Below are 21611 nucleotides of genomic sequence, written 5' to 3' on the forward strand. Positions count from 1 at the left end.
CGGGTCATCAGATGCTGGCCTCCACTCCAGCCAGCATCTTGAATCACAAAACAGACAAATCGGGAATCCCCTTCGATTCCATCAAGCCGTGAACCGCTCTAGGCTGGCTGTTCCAACGATCCTGCCACGCACGACCGCGACAGAAACTCTTCGCTTCCTCAAAAGCGCCAAGACAGCGGATGGGCTGAAGCTCTGTTCCACGCGAGCGATGATGTCTTGCGAATAGTCTTTCGCATTGGTCTGTCGCAAAGCTGCCAGGATCACGCGGCTCACGGCTTCCGCATCATCGTCGTTTGCTCTGCGAATCGTGAGTTCCAACGTCACTTCACCAGCCACGCAGCCGGCCCGAATTCCCTGCGGCGCAGACACTGGCGGCCTGCGGATCAGGCGGTCGACGACAAAGGCTGAGAGGCCTCGCGCCGGGATTTGATACGCCATCGATGACGCCGACAAAGCCCCACCGGACTTCGCCCTGTGGCGAAGTCCTGGGAGCTGCGAAAAGATATCCTCCGTCCGCCTCTGTTCTCGCCTTCCGACTGCCTAAACAGCGAGCGGGGCGCCTGTCAGGCACCCGCCCTTGACTGTTTCGGCACCGCCCCGGCGAGGGAAGACGCGACTACTTCTTGCCGGCCTTCGCGGGCGCTGCCTTCGGCTTGGCCGCAGGTGCCGCTTTCTTCACCGGTGCTGAAGATTTCGCTGCCGCAGCCTTCTTTGCCGGAGCAGCCTTCGCAGCCGGCTTCTTGGCAGGTGCAGCCTTGGCAGCCGGTTTTTTGGCAGGTGCTGCCTTCTTCGCTGCGGGTTTCGCAGCGGCTTTCGCTGCAGGCTTCTTGGCCGGTGCCGCCTTCGCAGCCGGCTTTGCCGCTGCCTTGGCAGGTGCTGCCTTCTTCACTGCCGGTTTCGCAGCAGCTTTCGCTGCCGGCTTCTTGGCCGGTGCTGCTTTTGCCTTGGCCGCCGCGGCCTTCGGCTTGGCAGCGGGTGCTGCTTTCTTCACTGCAGCTGCGACCTTTGCCGTCGCTGCTTTTGCGGGTGCTTTCTTTGCCGGTGCCTTGGACGCCGGCGCTTTGGATGACTGCTTAGCCATGCGATGCCCCTTCCTTTGTGCCGACGGCCGTAATGACCCGGCACGCTCATGCATATCTGACTCGCGGCTTGCTAGCCAGCGAAGCAATAGACCGATTTTCGCAGCTTAAATTTCGGTTACGATCGGCACATGGTCGTGCTGACCGTCGCAGAAATTCATTGCTGATCTTCGACCAATGGCTAGAATGTGTCGCCGACATTCTCCACACTCCGCGGGACCGCTCCTCTCGTGAAGCTCCCAAGATCAGTGAACAGCTTTGCATGTCGATCGTCGGTCGCCGATATCATGACCGCCGCCTCATCGGTGCGATCATCTCGTGCAGGCGCACGATCTATACTGCAATGCGACAGCCGGTCGATGCATCGTCTTGTCAAGCACGATCGCAGATCGGCTTGCTCGTGAATTGACAGATAACTCTACATGACAGAGTATTCTGTACAGCATGCGGGAGCACTTCAATGTCGATCGCACAGGAGCAAGCGGCGCTGCCGCCGTTCCAGATTGCCAAGACGGTCCGCCACGGCGGCAGCATGGTTGTCCGTGGCCTCCGGCTTGGCTGCGCCGGAGCCAATCGATGAGTGCCGACGAAATCATCCACCAGAGCACTCGGCTCAGGATCATGGCCGCGCTGAGCATGCTGGAAAGGCGTCAAACACTGGACTTCACCGGGCTGAAGGCCATCGTGGACGTCACCGACGGCAATCTCGGCGCGCACCTCGATACGCTGGCCAGGGCGGGTTATGTCGACATCGAAAAGCTGTTCGTCGGCCGCCGGCCGCAGACGCGCGTCAAGGCGACGACGAGTGGACGGCGCGCGTTCCGCGGCCACGCCGCATTCCTGCGCAAAATCCTCGATCAGGCCGAGGCGGCGCCGCGCAGGAAATAGCATGGTGACCGGGCAATCCTGCGCGATCCGCAGTTCCGTCACGGCTGATAACCGAGGCAGATGGCGCCGAGCGCGACGATGGCGCAGGCGCCGACCCGCCGCGGCGTCAGCACCTCGCCGAGGAACAGGCGTCCGATGAAGGCCGCGAAGACGACGCTGGTTTCGCGGATCGCGGTAATCGGCCCGGCCGGCCCGAGCGCGAAGGCCGCGACCACGACACCGTAGGCCAGAAGTGCAAACAGGCCCCCGCCCAGCGCCTTCCAGGTTTCAGACGCGCGCAGGTCGACAATGAGCCGGCCACGGCAGGCGACGAAGGCCGCCGGCAGCAACGCGCCGTAGATCAGCAGGACCCATGCGGTGTAGGCGCCGGCGTTTCCCGCCGCCCGAACGCCGAGCGCATCGACCGTCGCATAGGCGGCGATGATAGCTCCCGTTGCCAACGCATAGAATATCGATGTCGTGGCGGCCCTGCCCCTTCCGAGAGAAAGGCCCATGATGCCGCCCGCAACCAGCGCGACACCAATGGTCTGCGGCAGAGTGAGCTGCTGGTTGGCCAGGAAGAACCCGCCGAGCGTGACAAGCAGCGGCACGCTGCCGCGAACGATCGGATAGACCTGTCCCAGTTCGCCATATCTGTAGGCGGCCACCAGAAACAAACTGTAGCCAACCTGCAGGCAGGCCGAGAGCACGATGTAGGACCAGGCCGGCGCGGCCGGAAGGGCGTGGAAGAAGGCGAAGGGGATGGCGAGCGCCGTGCTTGAAAAGCTCATGACGGTGACGGTCCACAGCCTGTCGGCCCCCGTGCGCAGGAACGCGTTCCAGCTTGCGTGCAGGATCGCCGCAAACAATGCGAGCCCGATGACCAGCGGGCTCATTGCGGCCTGCGCGAAGCAGCGACGATGCCCATGGCCGCCTTGCGGGCGTCGCGAATGGCGGCGTCGGCCTGCCCCATCTGCGCCAGCAAGGTCGCACCTTCGATCAGCATAAGCAGCGTCGCCGCCACGCTCTCGGCGCGGCCGCGCGGCATCACCTCTTCGAGGATAGACCGCATGCGCCGCTTGAGGCCGTTCTTCTGCCTGACAACGGCCTTGAAAACCGGATGCCTGGGATCGCCGAACTCGGCCAGCGCATGTGCGAACAGACAGCCATGGAAATCCGGGCTGCGGAACCAGCGTGCATGCCAGTCGAAGATTCTTCCGATTTTCTGTTCCGGCGGAATGCCCTCTTGGGCGAGCCGGTCGAGCTGGCGGTCGAAACGCATAGCGCGATAGCCAAGCACCTCGACGATCAGTTCGTCCTTGCTGGGAAAGTGGCGATACATCGTCATCTTGGCCACATCGGCTTCGGCGATGATCCGGTCGATACCGGTCGCATGGAAGCCGGCGCGCTTGAACAGCACGTAGGCCGTTTCAACGACGTGCTGGCGCTTATCGGAAACGGGCGATGGTGTCATGCGTTTACCGAGTGGTGAGACAGGTCTGTCTCATAGCTATGCGACGGATCGCGTCTGCTGTCGACGCGGCACAAAAAACGCCTGCAGCCGATCAAGCCACAGGCGCGAAAGAGATTGGAAGGGGAGACCGGGTTTAGCGCAGAATGCGGCAGCGGCCGTTGTAGACCATCCAGCGGTCGAAGCCCGAGACGCAAAATTCGACATTGTCGCCGATCGAGGCAAAGCCCTGGCCTTCCTCGATCAGGTACCAGATGGTGCGATCGCGGCCGTCGGACAGACTGACGGTGGCGCCGCAATAACGGCGACCGATCGGCCAGGTATCGTTGGCCGCCAGATAGCGATGCTGGTGGATGCGCCGGAAATCGGTGATCTGCACGTCAGGCAGATGCGGCACGTGATGCACCTGATAGGAAAAGCGGCTGGTGATCTTGTTCAGTACCCAGGGCTGACCGCAGACCCCGCTGTCTTCATCGGAATAGACCGTAAGATCGGCGGCCTGCACGGTCTGGGTGATACCGAGAGGCGCGGCAAGCGGGGTGCAGAGCGAAATCAGGGCGGCAAGGGCGGATTTGGCGAAGCGAGTCATGGCAGCCTCTCAAGGTCGATTGCGCGCACTGTGCGGATTCGCTCGGCGGCGGTCAAGCGGTTGCGTTGACAATGGTTTCCCAGTTTGAAACCGCTTTTTGACCAAAGCCGAGTTTGACGCACCGGAATGGCTCTGGCACGTTCATATCCAGACCCAAGAGAGCACGGTCCCTGGGTCATCGATGAGCCCGCCTCAAGCCTGCTCGCCGGCCAGCCATTCCAACGACCAGTGCGCCGGCCGCCCCACCGCAAGCAGCCTGTGCAGGGCCGGCAGCAGCGTCCGCAGCTCGCCCTCCAGCGTGAACGGCGGGTTGACCACCAGCAGACCGCTGCCGTCGAGGCTGGGTTCCGAAGAGGCCGGCCTGATCTCGAATTCGATGTCGAGCAGCTTCGGAATGCCGGATTGCTTCAGCGCCTTGCGGAAGGCGATGATCGCCTTGCGGTCCTTGATCGGATACCAGAGCGCGTAGATGCCGCCGGGCCACCGCTTGTGCGCCCTTATGAGCCCGTCGACGAGGCGTTCGAACTCACCCGCTTCCTCGAATGGCGGATCGATGAGGACCAGGCCGCGCTTTTCCTTCGGCGGCAGATGGGCGCCGAGCGCCAGCCAGCCATCGAGTTCGATGATCCGGGCCTGGAAATCGCCGGCAAAGAACGTCCTCAGCCTCCCGGCATCCTTGGGGTGCAGCTCGATCGCCGTCAGCCGGTCCTGCTTGCGCATGAGATGGCGCGCGATCAACGGCGAGCCCGGGTATTTCTGGATGCCGCCCTCGGGGTTGAGCGACCGTATTGTCTCCAGATAGGGCGCGAGCAGCGCCGCCACCGGCGCGGCAAACGGGGCATCGATCACCCTGCCGATGCCGCCTTGCCACTCACCCGTCTTCTGCGCCTCGAGCGACGACAGGTCGTAGCGGCCAATGCCGGCATGGGTGTCGACGACCCGAAACGCCTTGTCCTTCTGCTTCAGATACTCAAGCAAGCGCGTCAGCACGACATGCTTGACGACGTCAGCGAAATTCCCGGCATGATAGGCGTGGCGGTAGTTCATGGTTTTGTGCCGTTATGCATGTCGTTGTCCCAAAACCGCTGCACATTTTTGGGCGACATGCATCAGCCCCTGCCCCAGCGCGGCGGGGGTGGCTGCGAGTTCGGATTTTCCGGCCGGCCGCCACCGCCAGAACGCAGGGTCAGCAAAAACCCGATCAAGCCGATCGCCATCAGCGCGAAGCCGACCGGCCGCGCACGGCTGTCGATCTCGCCGGCGCCGGAACGCAAGATGAGATCGACCGCCCGCATCGGTATGTCGTCGGCATCACCCGGTCCAACGGTGAAGATGTAGGGACCTGGGCTGACGGTCGCGATCACGCCGGCCTCGTCGCGAAAGATCTTGTCGGGCAGTTGCGGGCTGGCCTGGCGAGGATTGTCGGAATGGTTGAACTGCAGCGTCGAGGCGAGCACCGTGCGGCCATTGCTTGCGGCGGTCAGCGTCAGCACGGTGCGCTGCTGAGAGACTATGCGCTCGGCTCTTGCGGTCAGGTCGACCAGCACCCGCACCGGCGCGTCGCGGCCGGAGAGCGGCACCGTCAGCGGCTTGAAGCGGCCCTGCTCATAGACCCGCCAGGTGCCGATCTCATGGCCGGAGAAGTTGCTCATCGCCCAGGGATAGACGACACCGATGCCGGCGCCGGCGAGCAGGATCAGGACAAACAGAAAGCGCATTCACATCACCACATTCCATCGTGACCTTGCCAATAGCGCCCCGACGATCAAAAGGCGATGGCCAGCCGAGTCGCCACCCCAGGCGATCGAGCCAGACGTGCGCAAGCAACAACCTGGTGGCGGCGTGGCCGCGCAACAATGCGGGTTCTACCTATGCGCTTAAAATTCGTTGCCGAAATGACCGCTCCTCCACTATTGAATGAAGGCGCGCATGCGCTTTTCGGCGGAATGGGCCACCGGCGCGCCTTGGAACCAGAGGCCTTGATGCGCAAAGATCATGAACAGCGGCACCAAAAGAGGATGAAGTCAAAATTCGTCCCTGTGAATGAATTTGCTTACAAAGCTTTAGCCCTTGCCCTTCTTCCCACTATAGCCAGCTGCGGCGTGCCTCCGATAGGTCAAGCCGTATGGTATGAATATTCGCGCCCTGGAATTTATATTTGCACTCCGAGCGGTTTCGGGCAACAATCTCGTTGCTATCTGAAATTTTCCCGTCGCTTGGGTCGTTAAATCCACTTTCGGCTGGATCCATCCCGACCTCGCCCTGAATTGCGCAACCCCTCCTTCATGGCGATCTTGGCTGCCAAGCGCTGATTCGACATACCGAACAGCTTGTGGCGCCGACCGCCAGCGGCCGGACCCAATACCCTGATTCAAAATGAGGAACTGCCCTGGACATCTCCTGGTTCAGCTTCGAGGCCGATGCCGGCCCGTGATTAACCATTCGCAAACAGATATGGTTAAGAAATATCTAATTTAGTTGACTATGATTTCCACAGGTATATTTTCGATGTGTTGGGATGTGCAATTTGGGCGAGCAATCGACGATGGTGACACCGAGCGTGTGATCGCGATTTCGGGGCGCAGAGAATGCTGAGCGGCAGCACGGAGGTTGTGTAGTCGCACCAGCTTCGCGAAAGCCAAAGAACAATTGACGCACATCAGTGATGGCGGTTCCGCAGATGCGGAGGTTTGCCACGTTCTGAGGAACGTGGCCGGGCGATGCTTTGTCCCGGCCCGGCGGTAGCGTGTGCGGTGCGTATGAGGAAAGCATGAGTAAGCTTGTCAAGGTTCTGAAACTGGAATCCGGCAGCCAAAGGGGCGCCAACCAAAGCCGACCACGCGCCCTTGTCGCCGGAGGAGCGGGATTTTTAGGATCGCATCTGTGCGAACGTCTTTTGCGGGACGGATACGACGTTGTCGCGCTGGACAATTTCCACACCGGCAAAAGATACAATCTCAATACCCTTCTGCATAATCCGCGCTTCAGTTGCATCGAGCACGACATCGTCGATGCATTGCCTTCGGATCTTCAATGCGACGAGATCTACAATCTCGCCTGCCCCGCCTCTCCGCCGCACTACCAGGCAGACCCGATCCACACCTTCAAGACAAGCGTGCTTGGATCGCTGAACCTTCTGGAACTCGCGCGACAGAACAAGGCCAAGATATTCCAGGCCTCTACATCCGAAGTCTATGGCGATCCCTTCGTGCACCCACAGCCCGAGAGCTACTTCGGCAACGTCAACACGCACGGACCGCGTTCCTGCTACGATGAAGGCAAGCGCTCGGCCGAAACCCTGTTCTTCGATTATTCGAGGACCTATGGCCTCGATATCCGTGTCGCCCGCATTTTCAACACCTATGGTCGCCGCATGCAGCCCGACGATGGGCGTGTGGTTTCGAACTTCATCGTCCAGGCGCTGCGCGGCGAGGACCTGACCGTCTATGGCAGCGGCCAGCAGACGCGCTCCTTCTGCTATGCCGACGACCTGATCGAGGGCTTTATCCGGCTGATGAACGCGCCGAGCGCGCCCGCCCACCCGGTCAATCTCGGCAACCCTGCCGAATTCACCATCATGGAACTGGCGACGCTGGTCGTCGATTACACCAACGCCCGATCGAAGATCGTGCATCGGCCGCTGCCCGTCGACGATCCCAGGCAGCGCAAGCCGGACATCTCCTTTGCCAAGGCCAATCTCGGCTGGGAGCCAAAAATCGGCTTGAGCCAGGGGCTCGCGCGTACCGTCGAGTATTTTGATGCCCTGCTTTACGGAAGTCACATCGCCAGAGGAGCTGCCGCTTCATGAGCCGGCCGGCAGTCCTGGTGACGGGTGGAGCCGGTTTCATCGGCAGTCACACCTGCAAGCAGCTGGCCGCCGCCGGCTACATGCCGGTGGTTTTCGACAATCTGAGCCGCGGAAACGAGAGAGCCGTCGCCTGGGGGCCGCTTGTCGTCGGCGATATCCGGGATCAGGATGCACTGCGGCGGGCGATGGACACGTACCGGCCGGCGGCCGTGATCCATTTTGCGGCGCTGGCCTATGTCGGGGAGTCCGTTCGCGAGCCGGCCGAATATTATTCGACCAATGTAACAGGCACCATCGCGGTGCTCGATGCGGCACGCGCGAGTTCGATCGAAAACATCATCTTCTCCAGCAGTTGTGCGACCTACGGCGTGCCGGAAGCGTTGCCGGTTCGTGAGACCTCCTCGCAAAATCCGATCAGCCCCTACGGGCGCTCCAAGCTGATGGGTGAACAGATCATCGGCGATTATGCATCCGCGTATGGAATGAAATTTGCGATTCTGCGCTATTTCAACGCTTGTGGCGCCGACCCCGACGGCGAGCTCGGTGAGTGGCATTCGCCGGAAACCCATCTGGTTCCCAGAGTGCTCATGGCCGCAGCGGGCATCATCGACGCGATCGAGGTTTTCGGTACCGACTACGACACGTCGGACGGCACCTGCGTAAGGGATTATATCCACGTCACCGATCTGGCCCGCGCTCACCTGAAAGCGCTCATCTATCTCGAGGGTGGCGGGCGAAGTCTTGCGGTCAATCTCGGCACCGGGCGGGGCATCTCCATCAAGGAGATCGTCAAGGCGGTCGGCCGAATGACGTCGAGGCCGGTTCCGGCAGTGCTCAGGAGCCGACGCCCTGGGGATCCGGCGGAGCTCTACGCCGATCCGGGAAGCGCACGCGAACATCTTGGCTTTGTGCCGGAGCTTTCAGACATCGACACGATTGTCAGGACAGCCGCTCCCTTTTTCGGACTGAAGACCAAGACAATGAAACTGCCGCCAGCCAGGGTGGCAGCGTCGGTCGTCGCTCGACGAGTCAGAGATAGCGGGGGTGACAGCTCGCGCGCTGGCCAAATCCGCTAGGGCTGCAGATATAAGGCGAGCCGCCCGAGAACGTGCTGCCATCGCCCGGATTGAACGAGATTTTCACTGGCGCCGACGTGCTGGCTTTGATCCGTTGCGGCGGTGCAAAAGCGTAGGCACTTTCGGTTCCTATCGTGCTTGTCATCTGGATCGGAAGGTCGGCCCGCAGCGAGCGCACGAGAAATGTGGCCTGCACGGGCTGGACCGCGGGCTGACTGCGGACCGGGTGGACTATGGGCCTGATAAGGACCGAACCGGTTTCAGTTGCGTCCATACTTTGACAACCTGCAACCACAGAACCCAGCGCCACAGCCGCGGCAATAGATACGACATTTTTGCTTGAGCGAAATACCCTCGCGGAATTTCTCATCCTCTGTCCCTTGCTATCAAGTATAAGCCAAGGGCGCGTTGCGACATACTATACTTGGGCCGCTTTCACGCCGCATGAGTGACCACTCGCACATCACACATTATATTAGATATCACTAATTATTAAATTTCATCAAAACCGTATGGCAGGCCATCATCTTGTCGTTTGGGTGATGCAATTGAATGCGACTAGATGCGATCGGCGCGCCGACCGCGCCTGCCGAGCCGCTTAAGGCTTAACCATAGGCGATTCGCGGGTTCCGCGACAGGCGCACGGCAAGAACAGCCAGGCCACTGGCTCAGCATGGCTGGAAGCATGGCCTAGTTCTTGGCATCGACCAGCTTGCGGGTCTCTTCGAACTGCGCGCCCTTGGTGTCGCCTGCTTCGAATTTCTTGTATTCGTCGGAAGGATCCTCGGGAGATCGCTTGAAACCGTACCATTCCCCGTCCGGATCCTTGCGTTGCTCGATGTTGCGGCCCTGAATGCGATGGCTGTAGCAGGTGCGGTGCGGCTCGCCGGTGTAGCTCTTAGATCGCCAGGCGAGCTCCATGCACATCTTGCCGTCCTTGGTCACCAGCCATCTGCCCTCCGCGACGGTTGCCGTGTCCTGCCCGGACGTCCAGGCCCTGAGGTGTCGATTGTCCCGCGCGAAATAAGCTGCTCCGTCCTTCCATATCCATGTGCGGCCGGCATACAGAAGCTGTAGTTCGTAAGCAGTCGGAACAGCGGCGGTAACGGGTTCCGCGGTGCTTTTGTCGTTGGCGGCGGCCGCTTGCGCCGCTCCCGAAACAGCCACCTGACCGGAGAGAGCCAGGAGAAACAAAAACTGCATGCAACTTGCGGACCGACGTTGGCGGCGTTTGACGCCAAGCGGCAGCAATCTGGTCGGAGATGTCGGCACAATTGGCGTTCGCATGTCTGTTTGGCCCAGGGCGGCGCTATCAGCGCGACAGCCACGCGACATATTTAACTGCCGCGAGAATGGTGATGTCAACCTTTGCGAGTGGACGGACAACACACATCTAGACATGCGCGTAACCCGCTGTCATCAAAATTAAGAATTGCGTCATATACTGCGCCAACTCTTACTGCGCCAACTCTGACAATCGCGTAAAAGTAACATCCGCAGGGAGGACGCGGTTTCAAATGACGGACGACCCGGGATTGAATCAGGCCGAAGGTCAGCAATACCTGGAACAGTCGACCGATCGGGAAACGACTGCTCGCAACTACTCCAGCCCCAACACGGCGATCTTGCTGGGGATCCTGTTCATTGCAGCCCTATTTAGGTTCCACAACATCACCTTGCCGCTGGTCGATGCCTTCAGCTGGCGTGAGACAAGCACGGCAATGATGGCCGACAATTTCCAGCAACGCAGTTGGAACATCTTCTTCCCCGAGATCAGCTGGACCGGACCAGGACCGAGCTATCAGGGCCGCGAGTTCCAGATCGTCAGCTATCTGACGGCTTTGCTCTACGAGGTCTTTGGCTGGCACGACTGGTTTGGTCGCATGGTTGCCGCCCTGTTTGGGCTGGTGACGGTCTTTTCGCTGCACCGGCTGACAACTCTATGCTGGGGCGAAACACACGCGCATGCCGCAGCTTTGGCCTACGCACTGATGCCCGCAACAATCATGATCGATAGCTCGTTTCTTCCCGACCCTTCGATGCTGGCTCTGGTGACCTTGGGCGTCTGGCTTTTCACGAAATACTGGACGGGAGGCCGTGAGTGGCTGCTCCCTCTCGCCACAGCCAGCTTTTCCCTTGGCGTGCTTGCAAAACCACCGGGTTTGGCCGCCGGAGGTGTCATATTCTATCTGATGGCTTGCTGGCTTCTGCAAAATCGGCGGAAGCATGCAGCGAAAGTATTCATAAGCGGACTTGTCAGCCTTGCCATCATCGCTGCTTACTACAGCTGGGCCATTTATCTCGGGCGAACCTATCCGCCGTTTCATGTCGCGGGCAGCGGATACATCTGGGATTCCGGATTCTGGGCGTTTTTCAAGGACGATTTCTATTTCGAATCTGTTTGGAATACGTCGGTCTGGTGGTTTTACGGCTATCCGTTCATGGTTTTGATGGCGGTCGGATTCTGGATGCCGCCCCAGCCTATCGCGGAATCGAAAGAACGCGCACTTTCGGCCATACCTTTCATATGGCTTGCGGCGGCCTCTGTTGTTTATCTCGCAGCGGCACGTGAGATCACGACCAATCCATGGAACTATCATATATTCCATGTGCCATTTGCGATGTTTTGCGGCCGTGGCGCGCTCGTCCTGGCGACGCTTGGAGCCAAAACCGTTCTGTCCCCTGGGGTAATTCTGCGGTCGATTTGCATCGCGGCCGCCACGCTTGTCTGGTCGACTTTTCCTCTCGTCAGGACGATGAAGGCGCCCTTCGCCATGAATGGAAAGTTACTTGGCGACGAGCTGGCGCGCAGGGCCCAGCCTGGCGATCTTGTCGTGGCTATCGCTCCGGAGGTGGGGGATCCTGTCGCTGTCTACTACAGCAGGGCACGCGGGTGGGTATTTCCGCCCGGTGGCGGCGATGTCGAGTGGTCCAAGTTCGTCGAGGACGATGCCATCGCGATAGCACAACTTGAGGAACTTCGCACGCAAGGCGCGGATTGGTTTGGCCTGGCAAAGGATGCCGAAGACAGCCAAAGACGGCCGTTTGTCAAGCATCATGATGGGGTGATCGACTATCTCAACAAGATCGGGACCAAGCAGGTGGATTCAGACAACCTCCTGATTTATGAAATCAGCCGGCCTTGATCTAGCCAGGCCGTTGGGCTTATGGGCTGCGGATCGGATAAACGTTGGAAATTCGGCGACGGTCAGCGACCCTGCGAACCGCCCTCGCCTGCCCAACGCAGCCAGCCAAGCGAGACAAGCCGCCAGCAGGGTCTTATCTCTACGTGGCTGGCGGAATTCGACGGTTGCGACCGGAGGAATTGTTGAAACGAGCGATTTCCATCATTGTGACGCTGGCATTGCTGGCTTGGCTCGCAAGCGACTCGCGCTGGCGGATGGTCGGCGACGCCTTCGATCGCATAGCCCCCGGCACGTTCGCGGTGGCCACAATCGCGTTTTTCGTCACCTATGTCTTGCGTGCGCTGCGCGTCTGCGACGAGTTCCGCGACGAGGTGCATGGCCGTTTCGGCGCCTGCCTGCGCGTCATTCTGATCCACAATGCGATGATCAACGTCGTGCCCTTTCGCGGCGGCGAGACGGCCTTTCCCCTGCTCCTGCGCCAGGTCTTCGGCGTACCGATCCTGCGCGCCAGCGCCTCTCTGCTGTGGTTCAGGCTGCAGGACGCCTTCGTCGTCGGCGTGCTGGCCCTGGCGGTGTGGCCCGGCCTGCATCCGGCGATAAGGATCGCGGGCGTGGCCGCCCTGATCGCCGCCGCCTGGTACCTGCCGCGCTGGGCGCGCGCGCCGCATGACTGGGCAGGCCGCGGCAAGATCGTGGCGAAACTCGGCAGGCTGCGCGATGTCTTCACCGAGGCGACCGGCCGATCGCGCTATGGCTGGTGGTGGACGATCGCCAATTGGTCGCTGAAGCTCACCGTACAGGGATGGTTGCTGGCAATGCTGCTGGGGACATCCTTTTCGACCGCTTTTCCAGGCGTCGTCGGGGCCGAAGGCGCCGCCATACTGCCGGTACAAGGCGTCGCCGGCTTCGGCACCTACGAGGCGGGTGCAGCGGCGGCGCTGCTCACCTCCGGCATTGCCATGAAGAGCGGCCTTCAGGCAGCGCTGGCACTGCATCTGTTCATCTTCTGCTCGGCAATAGCCACGGGTGCGATCGCCTGGCTGTTTCCCTCGAAATCGACGCTGCCGGGGAACCCGGCCGTCGGCCCTGCAAGGAAACCATCCCTATGAGCGTATTGCCCATCCCTGCTTCGGGACTGCCTGACGGCGCGGTGATGCCGGAGCATACACTGTCCATCGTCGTGCCCATGTACAACGAGGCTGAAAACGTCGAACCCCTGCTGGCACGGATTCATCAGGCGATGGAACGCTACGGCCAGCCCTGGGAGGTCGTGCTGGTCGATGACGGCAGTACCGACGGGACGGTGAGCGAGATCAGGCGCCTGGCGGCGCATTACGGCCCGCATGTGCATGCGGTCGAGCTGGTGCGCAACTACAAGCAAACCGCCGCGATGCAGGCTGGTATCGACGCAGCGCGCGGCGACGTCATCGCCACGATCGACGGCGACCTGCAAAATGATCCCTACGACATTCCGCGTATGGTCTACCGCCTGCTAAGCGAGGATCTCGACCTAGTGGTGGGCTGGCGCAAGGATCGCCAGGAAGGGTTTTTCATGCGCAGGCTGCCCTCGCGCATTGCCAACGCGCTGATCGCGCGCGTCACCGGCGTGCGCCTCAAGGACTATGGCTGCAGCCTGAAGGTCTATCGCGGCAACGTCATCCGCAGCGTCAAGCTCTATGGCGAGATGCACCGCTTCATCCCGGCATGGCTGGCCACGGTGACGACACCCAGACGCATCGCGCAGGAGGTGGTGACGCACCATGCCCGCATCCACGGCCAGTCCAAATACGGCATTTCGCGCACCTTCAGGGTCGTGCTCGATCTGGTGTTCATGTATTTCTTCATGCGCTATCGCACACGGCCCGGGCACTTCTTCGGCGGCATCGGCATCGTGCTTGGCGCGCTGGGTTCGCTGATCCTTGCCTACCTGCTTTGCCTGAAGCTGCTTTTCGCCGAAGACATCGGAACACGCCCGATGCTGTTCACCGGCTTCTTCCTGCTCATCGCCGGGGTGCAGATGGTGACGTCGGGCGTGCTGGCTGAAATGCTGGCACGGGTCTATCACGAAGCGAATGGAGCATCGGCCTATGTCGCGCGGCCACAGCCGGCGTCCAGTGACAATGACGGCTGGCTCCGCCCGGGCCGGCCATCATGAGCTGACTGGAACGCTATGGAGGTTCTGCGCCCATAGCGGTGACCCGAGCAGCGGGCTTCATCGGTAGCCGAAGGTGCCGATCGAGGAAGGACTGGCAAGGTTCGTCGACTGATGTCGCCAGGAACGGCGTCGGAGGGCAAGAGGCAAGACGCAATGCCTGCGCCAACCTCTCGCCCTCGACTCTCGCCCCCCGGCGAAGACCTGGGCGGCGGACTCTTCAGTCAAATCGCGCCGCCACTTTGGGTCTGAGTTTTCTAGTAACGCGAACGGCAGCTGGCGCGCTGGCCGAAACCACTCGGGCCACAAATCCAGGGCGAATGACCCAGGAACGGGCCGCCATTGCCCGGGCTGTAGGAGACCTTCACCGGCGCCGGCCTGCCGAGCCGCTGCGGTCGCACGAAGGCCGCATAGGCCTCCTCCCTCGTGCGCGTCACGCTGGTCATCTGTGTGAGCGGTTTGCGGTTGATCAGATGCAGCCGCTTGTTCTTGACGTAGTGCACCTTCTTGCCGAGCGCATGAACCGCCGACTTTGTGCCGATCGAGCCGGTCTTGGTCGCGTCCATGCTCTGGCAGCTGGACACCATCGAGATCAATGCAACAGCGGCAAATGCACAGGCATATTTCTTGCCCATTCTTGCCCCTCTTTCCATAAATTTGTTCATCGCCATCCCTGCCACGAAAATAGGTCGCTGGAGCGCGGAGATATATTCTCTCTTATTTGCTTTCCGCGCCATGCGGGTAGCGTATCGCCACTCACATCATGGCCAAATATTAGAGGATACTTATTAAAATTCGTGCAAACGACATGATGAGTGCGGTCTTTCAGCGCTCGATCGGATATTATTAAAATTTTATCTGTCGAGCATGCCTGGCGTTGCCGCAGGTTGCCGGCCGGCTATCAAGGCAAATGCGGTTCAGGGGAGCTATTTTCGCACAGACGCCTCTCGGCGTCAGCGTTGCCGATCCCAGGCGGGGTCAAGATGGAATGTGCGGGTTCCGCTCCCGCCACGCCCGGCTCCGGAAACCGGGTAGGCCACGCTGACGATGCGCACACTGCCTGCGCCCTGCTGGAGCCCATATATGCCTTCCAGGCCGCGGTCATAAAACGCAGCGCCCGGGACGAAGAGCGCAACGCCAGCGAGCGAGGCCTGCAAGGCGAGTTTCGCAACATTGCGCCGCAACGAAATTCTGTTCTCCGCCAGGTGCCTGGTGATGATTACGACCACAAGCAGCCCGTAGACGAACGCATTGAAGGCAGCGAACCAGTAGAAGCCGGTGGCATCCGACGCGCGGTCCACCAGAAGGACCGGCAGCGAAGCTCCGATTGCAAGTGCCACATACGGAACGATGACGCGGGCAGGCAGCAGATTTTTCGGGCCAATGCCCTTGGGGGTAACACGAAAATCCACGAACGACTTGGTCGCATAATCACGGATCGACGACAGCGTGCCCGCCAGCACCCACGGCCAACGCGCGAAGAATGAGAACAACATTCCCTCCCAACTGATCGTCTTGGCAGTGAGCGGGCGCGACAGGTCGAATGCCTTCAGCAACATCACCAGCATAATCAGGGAAATAGAGTTCGGAGCATAGTATAAAAGGAAATCGACATACGTCACATTGGCGAAGCTCTTCCCCGTCAGAAGCGCGTACATAGGCATGACGTACATGACAAGCGAAAACACGGCGAAAAGCGGATACCAGAGCTGGCGAAACAGGAACTGGAACTTCAGCCGCGGCGATAGCTTGGAAAGGTATATGGGCGAGTATTCGAGCATGATCGTCATCAGGCTCCGCGACCACTGGAACTCCTGCGTGACAAGATCGGCAAAGGTTTGCGGGCCGTCGCCATGGGCAATGGCGTCTATGGCATGCACACCGCGCCAACCAGCCGCAATGAACAGCATGGACGTCGAGTGATCTTCGGCCAGTTCCGGGCCAAGGCCGCCGACCTGCTTGAGCGCTGCGGTTCTCACGGCATAATGCGAGCCGATGCAGAGCGGCGTTCCGTCGCCCGTATGGCCGGACTGCAAGGGTCCGTGGAACATCCCTTCCGGGAACAGCCGGCCGCGTGCCGACCAGCTTTCAGCGGCATTGTTGTCGCATATGCTCGGCGCCGATACATAGCCAACCGCCGGGTCGGCAAAGGCGACCAGGATTTCCCTGAGATAGGTCGGTGTCGGAACGTGGTCCGCATCCATCTGAGCGACGAAGTGATAGCGTTCATAACCATAGTGGTCGTAGAAGAACGCCAGATTCCCCTCTTTGCAGCGCGTCCGGCGGGGCCACACCTTGCGGTGATAATCTTCCCGCCCGCGCCGAGTCGAAATCATGACGTTATGGGCATCGCACCAGGCAATCGTTTCCTCGGACGGGTCCTCGTCGGCCAGCCAGGTATCATGCGGACAGTCCTGCGCCAGCATCGCTTCGAGCGTTCGCGCGACCACCGAAAACGGTTCGGACGGAGCCTTGGTCACCACCATCGCGACCCGCGAACGCTCCGGGATCGTGTGAAGCCTGGAGGGCTTTTTCATCGCATGCACGTTCAAGAGAAAATACATCGGCATGAACGTCAGCCATACGAGCGTCAACGTCGCCAGCATGTATGGAATGACGTGTTCGATGTGCCCGGGTTGCAGCCACCAGAACCAGAAAAATCCGAACGTTACCGACCAGCAGGCAAGTCCCAGCTTCCAGATCCACTGCTGGGTGGCCGACAGCACCGGCACCAGAAAAGGAGGCTTCTCCGCCGTCTTCCCTGGAACCGCCCCACGTCCCCGTTTCGGCATGGTCTTGCCGCTGGTGATCCCCACGTCCGCGGAAACACTCATACACGTACCGCCACCCGAGCATCAGCCGAATGACGGCTGACGAGCCTTGAAAACCCGACCTTAGAATCCACCCGGGTGTCTTAGAGTCAACTAAATTAAGTGTTGGTTAACTATACTTCTTGCGAATTGGTTAACTTAACCTCTTGAATCGGGAGGGTAATTCCGTGGACGCCTCCCCCGACCAGCACAGCAATCACAGCCGGCAAAAGTTTCAGCGTCGGAGAATCCGTCGAAGGGGCCGAGGCTATCGCAGGAAGATCCGCTCAAGGCAGCGTTAACCATGTTGCGAGGATCATGGTTAAGCAACCATTAATTGCGCTTGACTCTTTGGTCCGTCCGGCTCTTAAATTAGACAGGGATGATATATCGGAATATTGACGCGAATTTGTGAGTATCGCGGCGAAACTCTCTCGACGGCTCCTTCTGTGTTGGCGCCTTGAGAAGTATTTTTGGGTGGGCTTCGTGCGAAGGTTCGCACAACCGCCAATGATCGCTCCGAAATCCCGCAGATTCCGCCAATCGAGCCGATAGGTTTTTGGGTAGCCGTATCGATCAGGCATCGATGCGCACGGGCGAAGCCTTAACTTCCGCGAGAAGTCGAGGCCATGGGAGAATCTATGATGACACACTCCGCGGCAAAGGCACTTGCAATCGCGCTGGTATTGGGCGGAAGCGCCGCCTTCCCTACTGCAGGAGGGGCCGGCTCCGTAACCGCGACCGACCCCCTTCAGACGAGCAGCGCTGCGTCGGCGTTCGGTTCCTATGATCCCTACGGGGACTTCAGCACCGACAAGAGCGCCAGCATCGAAGAGCTGTTCCTGCCCTGGGAAGACGTCGATCTGTCGACGCTGCCGCTTGCCGACGCTTATGCGCTGCAGCGCGGCCGCTCGCTTCTGATCACGATTGAGCCGTGGACATGGTCCAAGGACTGGCGCATCACCCCGCCCGAATTGCGTGACGGCATTTTGAGCGGCAAATATGATGCCAACATGCAGGCAATCTGCGGCCTGGTGGGACAGATGAAGAGCCCGGTGACCATTCGCTGGGCTCAGGAAATGGAAGACAAGAACGGCCGCTTCACCTGGGCCAACTGGGCTCCCAAGGACTGGATCTCCGCTTACAAGCGCGAAGTCGACATCTGCCGCAAGGCTGCCCCCGCCGCCAAGTACATGTGGTCGCCCAAAGGCGAAGAGGGTTTGGAAAAATACTACCCCGGCGACGACTATGTCGACGTCATCGGCCTGTCGGTGTTCGGTCTGCAGAAAAAAGACGGTGACGAGACCGGTCGTGACCGCACCTTCGCTGAACTGCTGAAGCCCGGCTATGACCGCGTTGCGGTGTTCAACAAGCCGATCGTCGTTGCGGAACTCGGCTATGTCGGAAAGCAGGACTATGTCTCGAAATGGCAGGAAGATTCCCGCAAATCCTACGCGGAGTTTCCGGCTCTGACTTCGGTCGTCTACTTCAACCAGAAGGAAGTGTGGCCGTGGCTGGGCGGCTATGGTCTGCCCGACTGGAGGGTGACCCAGCATGTCTTGCCCTAGAGCATGATACTGAAAAAGTGAGAAAGCGGCTTTTCGGACAAACGGGGCACCATCTGTCCAGGCATCATGCTCCATCTCTTTGATTTAGTGGCGGATTCAGATTTCAGGATTCACCTGAAATCATCTCAAGCGTTCTCATAAACTGAGCGTGGCGTAACAGTAGGGGTAGGGGTTGTGAAACGAGTACTGGGCAATTGTATCGGAACGGCACTTGCCTGTTCCATTGGTCTGTTTGCTTTCCAGATTCCCGCAACAGCCAAGACGGCGACGAAAATCGCCGAACAGGCCATGCGGGCAGAGGTGGTGCCGGACAAAGGCATCTACCAGATGTACCAGAACCGCTCGTGGCTCTGGGGTCGGGAGGGTGCCGGATATTTTGCCGTCCAGCGCCGTCAGTTCAGTGCCTGGACCTCGGACAAGGCGCGCAAGCTGGGCTACGGTGACGGCATCTGGTTCATTCCCGGAGGAGGCAAGCTGTGCTTCCGCGCAAAATGGCACGGAGCCGGAGGCGACTCCAACGCTCTTTCCTGTTTCGAACATCGCCAGGCAGGCAGGATTCTCTACCAGCGCCGGGTTCCAGATGGAGAATGGTACGTATTCAGGAGTTCGCACCGCAACCTTGCGGACGCGTTCATGAAATTGAAACACGGCGACTACGTCAGCCGCAAACAGAGCCGGATCAAGGCAAAGTAGTAGAGACTTTCATCCGGGACAGGGCACTGGTCCAAAAGCGGGTCGACTGAACGGTCAGCGACCTGCCTCAGTCACGTTCAGGCGACCTGCCTTAAGCCTTGCGCTCCCAGCGGCGATCTGGCGTCTGTTGCCAATAGGTGACGGCGTGGCCAGCGCTCTTCATCACCTTCCAGTGCCCTCGCGCCGCCTCGAGCTGGGCGGCATCGTGGCCATCGAACAGGAACACGGCGCGCTCGTAGCCGCCAAGGTCAGGCGGCACCGCGCCGTCGACCAGGAACCTTATCTTGGCGTCGTTGGGATTGCCGTCGCCGGTGGTCAACAGAATCGGCTGTTCGCCGGGATGAGCCTCACGATCGGTTGCGTGCGCCAGGAACGAATCGTCGCGGAAGGTCCAAAGATGCTGGTCGAGCGCATCGCGGCGTTCCTCGGTGCCTGTCTGCACCACGGCGCGCCAGCCACGGTCGACGCTGCGCTCCAGGAGGCCTGGCAGCGCATCCTCCAGCGTCGATTCGGTCAGGTGGTAGAACAGGACGTCGGCCATCGCTTCAGCCTATAGTGATTGAACCCGTTCACTGCTCATAATTGTCGCGCACCAGCCGGTCGAGCAGCCTGACGCCGAAACCGGAACCCCAGGACTGGTTGATCTCGTTCGACGGCGCCCCCATCGCCGTGCCGGCAATGTCGAGATGGGCCCATGGCGTGTCCTTGACGAAGCGCTGCAGAAACTGCGCCGCGATGGTGGCGCCGCCAAAACGGCCGCCGATGTTCTTCATGTCGGCGTTCTTGGAATCGATCAGCTTGTCGTATTCGGCCCCCAGCGGCATGCGCCACAGCCGTTCCTGCGTCGCCTGCCCCGCCGCCGCCAACTTTTCGGCCAGTTCGTCATTGTTGGAAAAGAGGCCGGCATAATGTTGACCGAGCGCCACCATGATGGCGCCGGTCAGCGTCGCCATATTGACCATGAATTTCGGCTGGAAGCGGTCGTTGCAGTACCACAACGCATCGGCCAGCACGAGGCGGCCCTCGGCGTCGGTATTGAGCACCTCGATGGTCTGGCCCGACATCGAAGTGACGATATCACCGGGGCGCTGGGCATGACCGTCGACGGCATTTTCGACCAGTCCGATGATACCGACGACATTGGCTTTCGCCTTGCGGGCCGCCAGCGCATGCATCAGGCCGGTAACGGCGGCGGCACCGCCCATGTCGCCCTTCATATCCTCCATGCCCGAGGCCGGCTTTATGGAATTGCCGCCAGTGTCGAAAGTGACGCCCTTGCCGACGAAGGCGATCGGGCTGTCCTTCGGCTTGCCGCCGTTCCACTGCATGATCGCCATGCGGGCGCCGCGCGGCGATCCTTGCGCGACACCGAGCAGCGAGCCCATGCCGAGCTTCTTCATTTCCTTCTCAGCCAATATCTCGACCTTGACGCCTAGTGCCTCGAGGTCCTTGGCGCGGGCAGCGAACTCGACCGGCCCAAGCACGTTTGCCGGTTCGTTGACGAGGTCGCGCGCCAGTAGGACGCCGTCTATCACCGCCTCGGCATCGGCGAAGGCCTTCTTCGCAGCGGCCGGATCGGCGGTGTGGATGGTCACCTTGACCGGCTTCTTCGGCTCTGCCTTGCCGTCGTCCTTGTCCTTCCTGGTCTTGTACTTGTCGAAGGAATAGCTGCGCAGGAGAATGCCCGCGGCAAGGCTTGCCGCGTCTTTCGCGCTCGGCGAGGCGCCGACCACATCGAGGACCACCGCCACTTCGGTCGCCTTGCGCAGCGACGCGGCAACGGTGCCGCCAAGCTTCAACCACGCATATTCGTCCAGTCCCGATACCTTGCCGGCGCCTATCGCCACCAGTCTGTCGAGCGATGCTCCCTGCGGCGCCAGAACTTCCACCGTGCTCGCGAACTTGCCCGTGAACTCAGCCACGGGAAAGGCCCGCTCCAGTGTCTTGCCGGGATCACCGGCCTTGGCGACGTCGCTCAGGCCGCCCTCATCCGCCGCGAGCACGAAGACCGTGCCCTTCTTGTTCACCGCGCTCTGGGACCCGGAAAATTTGGCGAAGGCGATCGACGGTCTTTGATTCATCATGTCCTGCTTTCAGGGAATGCGCGACTTTTGGGGAAGCGGTTCGAAACGATGCGCGACATTTGGTCGTTTTCCGGCATTTGGCAAGACTTTGCCGAATTGGCATCCCATATGACCTATGGAATCGATGACGATTCGTCGCGGCACGGCCCCGCTTTTTGCCGCAACCTGTTGTTAACCATCGATGTTCGCCCTTTCTTATCCATTCCCGCCGACACTCCGCCCAGCCGGGGGGCGTGATGTGGGACAGAACCCGGATAGACCATCTGAT

The 21611-nt window shown here is 60.5% G+C and carries 21 protein-coding genes; 9 read left to right on the plus strand and 12 right to left on the minus strand.

Annotation, left to right across the window (positions count from 1 at the left end; genetic code table 11):
- Positions 1-81: 81 nt before the first annotated feature.
- Together NKK51_RS00005 and NKK51_RS00010 are read right to left on the minus strand one after the other, a co-directional pair.
- Positions 82-438 (minus strand): GNAT family N-acetyltransferase, encoded by a 357-nt coding sequence (locus NKK51_RS00005; protein ID WP_352550505.1) that lies wholly within the window; start codon positions 436-438, stop codon positions 82-84.
- A 178-nt stretch (positions 439-616) separates the two neighbouring features.
- Positions 617-1081, minus strand: a complete 465-nt coding sequence (locus NKK51_RS00010; RefSeq protein WP_024504297.1) for a hypothetical protein — start codon at positions 1079-1081, stop codon at positions 617-619.
- A 574-nt stretch (positions 1082-1655) separates the two neighbouring features.
- Between NKK51_RS00010 and NKK51_RS00015 the strand changes: the two genes are divergently transcribed.
- Positions 1656-1967 carry a transcriptional regulator gene (locus NKK51_RS00015; RefSeq protein ID WP_352550507.1) on the plus strand — a complete coding sequence of 104 codons (312 nt, stop codon included), beginning with the start codon at positions 1656-1658 and terminating at the stop codon, positions 1965-1967.
- A gap of 38 nt (positions 1968-2005) precedes the next feature.
- On the opposite strand, the gene NKK51_RS00020 is transcribed toward NKK51_RS00015, so the two are convergent.
- From NKK51_RS00020 to NKK51_RS00040, 5 genes are all read right to left on the minus strand, one after another.
- Positions 2006-2842, minus strand: coding sequence for an EamA family transporter (locus NKK51_RS00020; RefSeq protein WP_352550509.1), 837 nt, complete (start codon positions 2840-2842; stop codon positions 2006-2008).
- Positions 2839-3420: a TetR/AcrR family transcriptional regulator gene (locus NKK51_RS00025; protein WP_352550511.1), complete on the minus strand. Its 582-nt coding sequence runs from the start codon at positions 3418-3420 to the stop codon at positions 2839-2841. The genes NKK51_RS00020 and NKK51_RS00025 overlap by 4 nt, the downstream gene beginning before the upstream one ends.
- Positions 3421-3553: 133 nt before the next feature.
- Positions 3554-4006, minus strand: coding sequence for a hypothetical protein (locus tag NKK51_RS00030; RefSeq protein WP_023813788.1), 453 nt, complete (start codon positions 4004-4006; stop codon positions 3554-3556).
- A 192-nt stretch (positions 4007-4198) separates the two neighbouring features.
- Positions 4199-5053, minus strand: a complete 855-nt coding sequence (locus NKK51_RS00035) for a 23S rRNA (adenine(2030)-N(6))-methyltransferase RlmJ (RefSeq protein WP_352550513.1) — start codon at positions 5051-5053, stop codon at positions 4199-4201.
- A 62-nt stretch (positions 5054-5115) separates the two neighbouring features.
- Complete coding sequence (locus NKK51_RS00040; RefSeq protein WP_352550515.1) at positions 5116-5724, minus strand: hypothetical protein; 609 nt, start codon at positions 5722-5724, stop codon at positions 5116-5118.
- A gap of 1052 nt (positions 5725-6776) precedes the next feature.
- Between NKK51_RS00040 and NKK51_RS00045 the strand changes: the two genes are divergently transcribed.
- Positions 6777-7814, plus strand: a complete 1038-nt coding sequence (locus NKK51_RS00045; RefSeq protein ID WP_352550517.1) for a UDP-glucuronic acid decarboxylase family protein — start codon at positions 6777-6779, stop codon at positions 7812-7814.
- The gene (gene galE, locus NKK51_RS00050; protein WP_352550519.1) at positions 7811-8890 is read left to right on the plus strand and encodes a UDP-glucose 4-epimerase GalE; all 1080 of its coding nucleotides are present in this window, start codon (positions 7811-7813) and stop codon (positions 8888-8890) included. Before NKK51_RS00045 ends, galE begins: the two co-directional genes overlap by 4 nt.
- A 690-nt stretch (positions 8891-9580) precedes the next feature.
- On the opposite strand, the gene NKK51_RS00055 is transcribed toward galE, so the two are convergent.
- Positions 9581-10093 carry a DUF995 domain-containing protein gene (locus NKK51_RS00055; protein WP_352550521.1) on the minus strand — a complete coding sequence of 171 codons (513 nt, stop codon included), beginning with the start codon at positions 10091-10093 and terminating at the stop codon, positions 9581-9583.
- Between the two features lie 314 nt (positions 10094-10407).
- Between NKK51_RS00055 and NKK51_RS00060 the strand changes: the two genes are divergently transcribed.
- From NKK51_RS00060 to NKK51_RS00070, 3 genes are all read left to right on the plus strand, one after another.
- Entirely contained in the window at positions 10408-12036 is a 1629-nt protein-coding gene (locus tag NKK51_RS00060; protein ID WP_352550523.1) for an ArnT family glycosyltransferase, read from the plus strand.
- A 182-nt stretch (positions 12037-12218) separates the two neighbouring features.
- Entirely contained in the window at positions 12219-13145 is a 927-nt protein-coding gene (locus tag NKK51_RS00065; protein ID WP_352550524.1) for a lysylphosphatidylglycerol synthase domain-containing protein, read from the plus strand.
- Positions 13146-13189: 44 nt separating this feature from the next.
- Positions 13190-14191, plus strand: coding sequence for a glycosyltransferase family 2 protein (locus NKK51_RS00070; protein WP_352550962.1), 1002 nt, complete (start codon positions 13190-13192; stop codon positions 14189-14191).
- A 254-nt stretch (positions 14192-14445) separates the two neighbouring features.
- Here the strand turns inward: NKK51_RS00070 and NKK51_RS00075 are convergent, their stop codons facing one another.
- Positions 14446-14853, minus strand: coding sequence for a hypothetical protein (locus NKK51_RS00075; RefSeq protein WP_352550526.1), 408 nt, complete (start codon positions 14851-14853; stop codon positions 14446-14448).
- 288 nt (positions 14854-15141) lie between these two features.
- Positions 15142-17022 carry a glycosyltransferase family 2 protein gene (locus NKK51_RS00080; RefSeq protein ID WP_352550528.1) on the minus strand — a complete coding sequence of 627 codons (1881 nt, stop codon included), beginning with the start codon at positions 17020-17022 and terminating at the stop codon, positions 15142-15144.
- Between the two features lie 620 nt (positions 17023-17642).
- Between NKK51_RS00080 and NKK51_RS00085 the strand changes: the two genes are divergently transcribed.
- Together NKK51_RS00085 and NKK51_RS00090 are read left to right on the plus strand one after the other, a co-directional pair.
- Entirely contained in the window at positions 17643-18566 is a 924-nt protein-coding gene (locus tag NKK51_RS00085) for a glycoside hydrolase family 26 protein (protein ID WP_031213745.1), read from the plus strand.
- A gap of 174 nt (positions 18567-18740) precedes the next feature.
- The gene (locus NKK51_RS00090) at positions 18741-19259 is read left to right on the plus strand and encodes a DUF995 domain-containing protein (protein ID WP_031213743.1); all 519 of its coding nucleotides are present in this window, start codon (positions 18741-18743) and stop codon (positions 19257-19259) included.
- A 91-nt stretch (positions 19260-19350) separates the two neighbouring features.
- Here the strand turns inward: NKK51_RS00090 and NKK51_RS00095 are convergent, their stop codons facing one another.
- Together NKK51_RS00095 and NKK51_RS00100 are read right to left on the minus strand one after the other, a co-directional pair.
- Entirely contained in the window at positions 19351-19800 is a 450-nt protein-coding gene (locus tag NKK51_RS00095; protein ID WP_023813773.1) for a DNA polymerase III subunit chi, read from the minus strand.
- 28 nt (positions 19801-19828) lie between these two features.
- Complete coding sequence (locus tag NKK51_RS00100; protein WP_352550964.1) at positions 19829-21340, minus strand: leucyl aminopeptidase; 1512 nt, start codon at positions 21338-21340, stop codon at positions 19829-19831.
- 51 nt (positions 21341-21391) lie between these two features.
- Here NKK51_RS00100 and NKK51_RS00105 point away from each other — a divergent pair, with 51 nt between their 5' ends.
- Positions 21392-21580 carry a hypothetical protein gene (locus NKK51_RS00105; RefSeq protein WP_127289235.1) on the plus strand — a complete coding sequence of 63 codons (189 nt, stop codon included), beginning with the start codon at positions 21392-21394 and terminating at the stop codon, positions 21578-21580.
- Positions 21581-21611 lie beyond the last annotated feature (31 nt).

This window comes from Mesorhizobium sp. M0011 (assembly GCF_040324155.1).
In the GTDB taxonomy this organism is placed as follows: Bacteria; Pseudomonadota; Alphaproteobacteria; order Rhizobiales; family Rhizobiaceae; genus Mesorhizobium.

Coding starts and splice junctions, on each gene's coding strand:
- NKK51_RS00005 (WP_352550505.1), bottom strand. CDS start 438: ATGGCGTATCAAATCCCGGCGCGAGGCCTCTCAGCCTTTGTCGTCGAC.
- NKK51_RS00010 (WP_024504297.1), bottom strand. CDS start 1,081: ATGGCTAAGCAGTCATCCAAAGCGCCGGCGTCCAAGGCACCGGCAAAG.
- NKK51_RS00015 (WP_352550507.1), top strand. CDS start 1,656: ATGAGTGCCGACGAAATCATCCACCAGAGCACTCGGCTCAGGATCATG.
- NKK51_RS00020 (WP_352550509.1), bottom strand. CDS start 2,842: ATGAGCCCGCTGGTCATCGGGCTCGCATTGTTTGCGGCGATCCTGCAC.
- NKK51_RS00025 (WP_352550511.1), bottom strand. CDS start 3,420: ATGACACCATCGCCCGTTTCCGATAAGCGCCAGCACGTCGTTGAAACG.
- NKK51_RS00030 (WP_023813788.1), bottom strand. CDS start 4,006: ATGACTCGCTTCGCCAAATCCGCCCTTGCCGCCCTGATTTCGCTCTGC.
- NKK51_RS00035 (WP_352550513.1), bottom strand. CDS start 5,053: ATGAACTACCGCCACGCCTATCATGCCGGGAATTTCGCTGACGTCGTC.
- NKK51_RS00040 (WP_352550515.1), bottom strand. CDS start 5,724: ATGCGCTTTCTGTTTGTCCTGATCCTGCTCGCCGGCGCCGGCATCGGT.
- NKK51_RS00045 (WP_352550517.1), top strand. CDS start 6,777: ATGAGTAAGCTTGTCAAGGTTCTGAAACTGGAATCCGGCAGCCAAAGG.
- galE (WP_352550519.1), top strand. CDS start 7,811: ATGAGCCGGCCGGCAGTCCTGGTGACGGGTGGAGCCGGTTTCATCGGC.
- NKK51_RS00055 (WP_352550521.1), bottom strand. CDS start 10,093: ATGCAGTTTTTGTTTCTCCTGGCTCTCTCCGGTCAGGTGGCTGTTTCG.
- NKK51_RS00060 (WP_352550523.1), top strand. CDS start 10,408: ATGACGGACGACCCGGGATTGAATCAGGCCGAAGGTCAGCAATACCTG.
- NKK51_RS00070 (WP_352550962.1), top strand. CDS start 13,190: ATGCCGGAGCATACACTGTCCATCGTCGTGCCCATGTACAACGAGGCT.
- NKK51_RS00075 (WP_352550526.1), bottom strand. CDS start 14,853: ATGAACAAATTTATGGAAAGAGGGGCAAGAATGGGCAAGAAATATGCC.
- NKK51_RS00080 (WP_352550528.1), bottom strand. CDS start 17,022: ATGAGTGTTTCCGCGGACGTGGGGATCACCAGCGGCAAGACCATGCCG.
- NKK51_RS00085 (WP_031213745.1), top strand. CDS start 17,643: ATGACACACTCCGCGGCAAAGGCACTTGCAATCGCGCTGGTATTGGGC.
- NKK51_RS00095 (WP_023813773.1), bottom strand. CDS start 19,800: ATGGCCGACGTCCTGTTCTACCACCTGACCGAATCGACGCTGGAGGAT.
- NKK51_RS00100 (WP_352550964.1), bottom strand. CDS start 21,340: ATGAATCAAAGACCGTCGATCGCCTTCGCCAAATTTTCCGGGTCCCAG.
- NKK51_RS00105 (WP_127289235.1), top strand. CDS start 21,392: ATGCGCGACATTTGGTCGTTTTCCGGCATTTGGCAAGACTTTGCCGAA.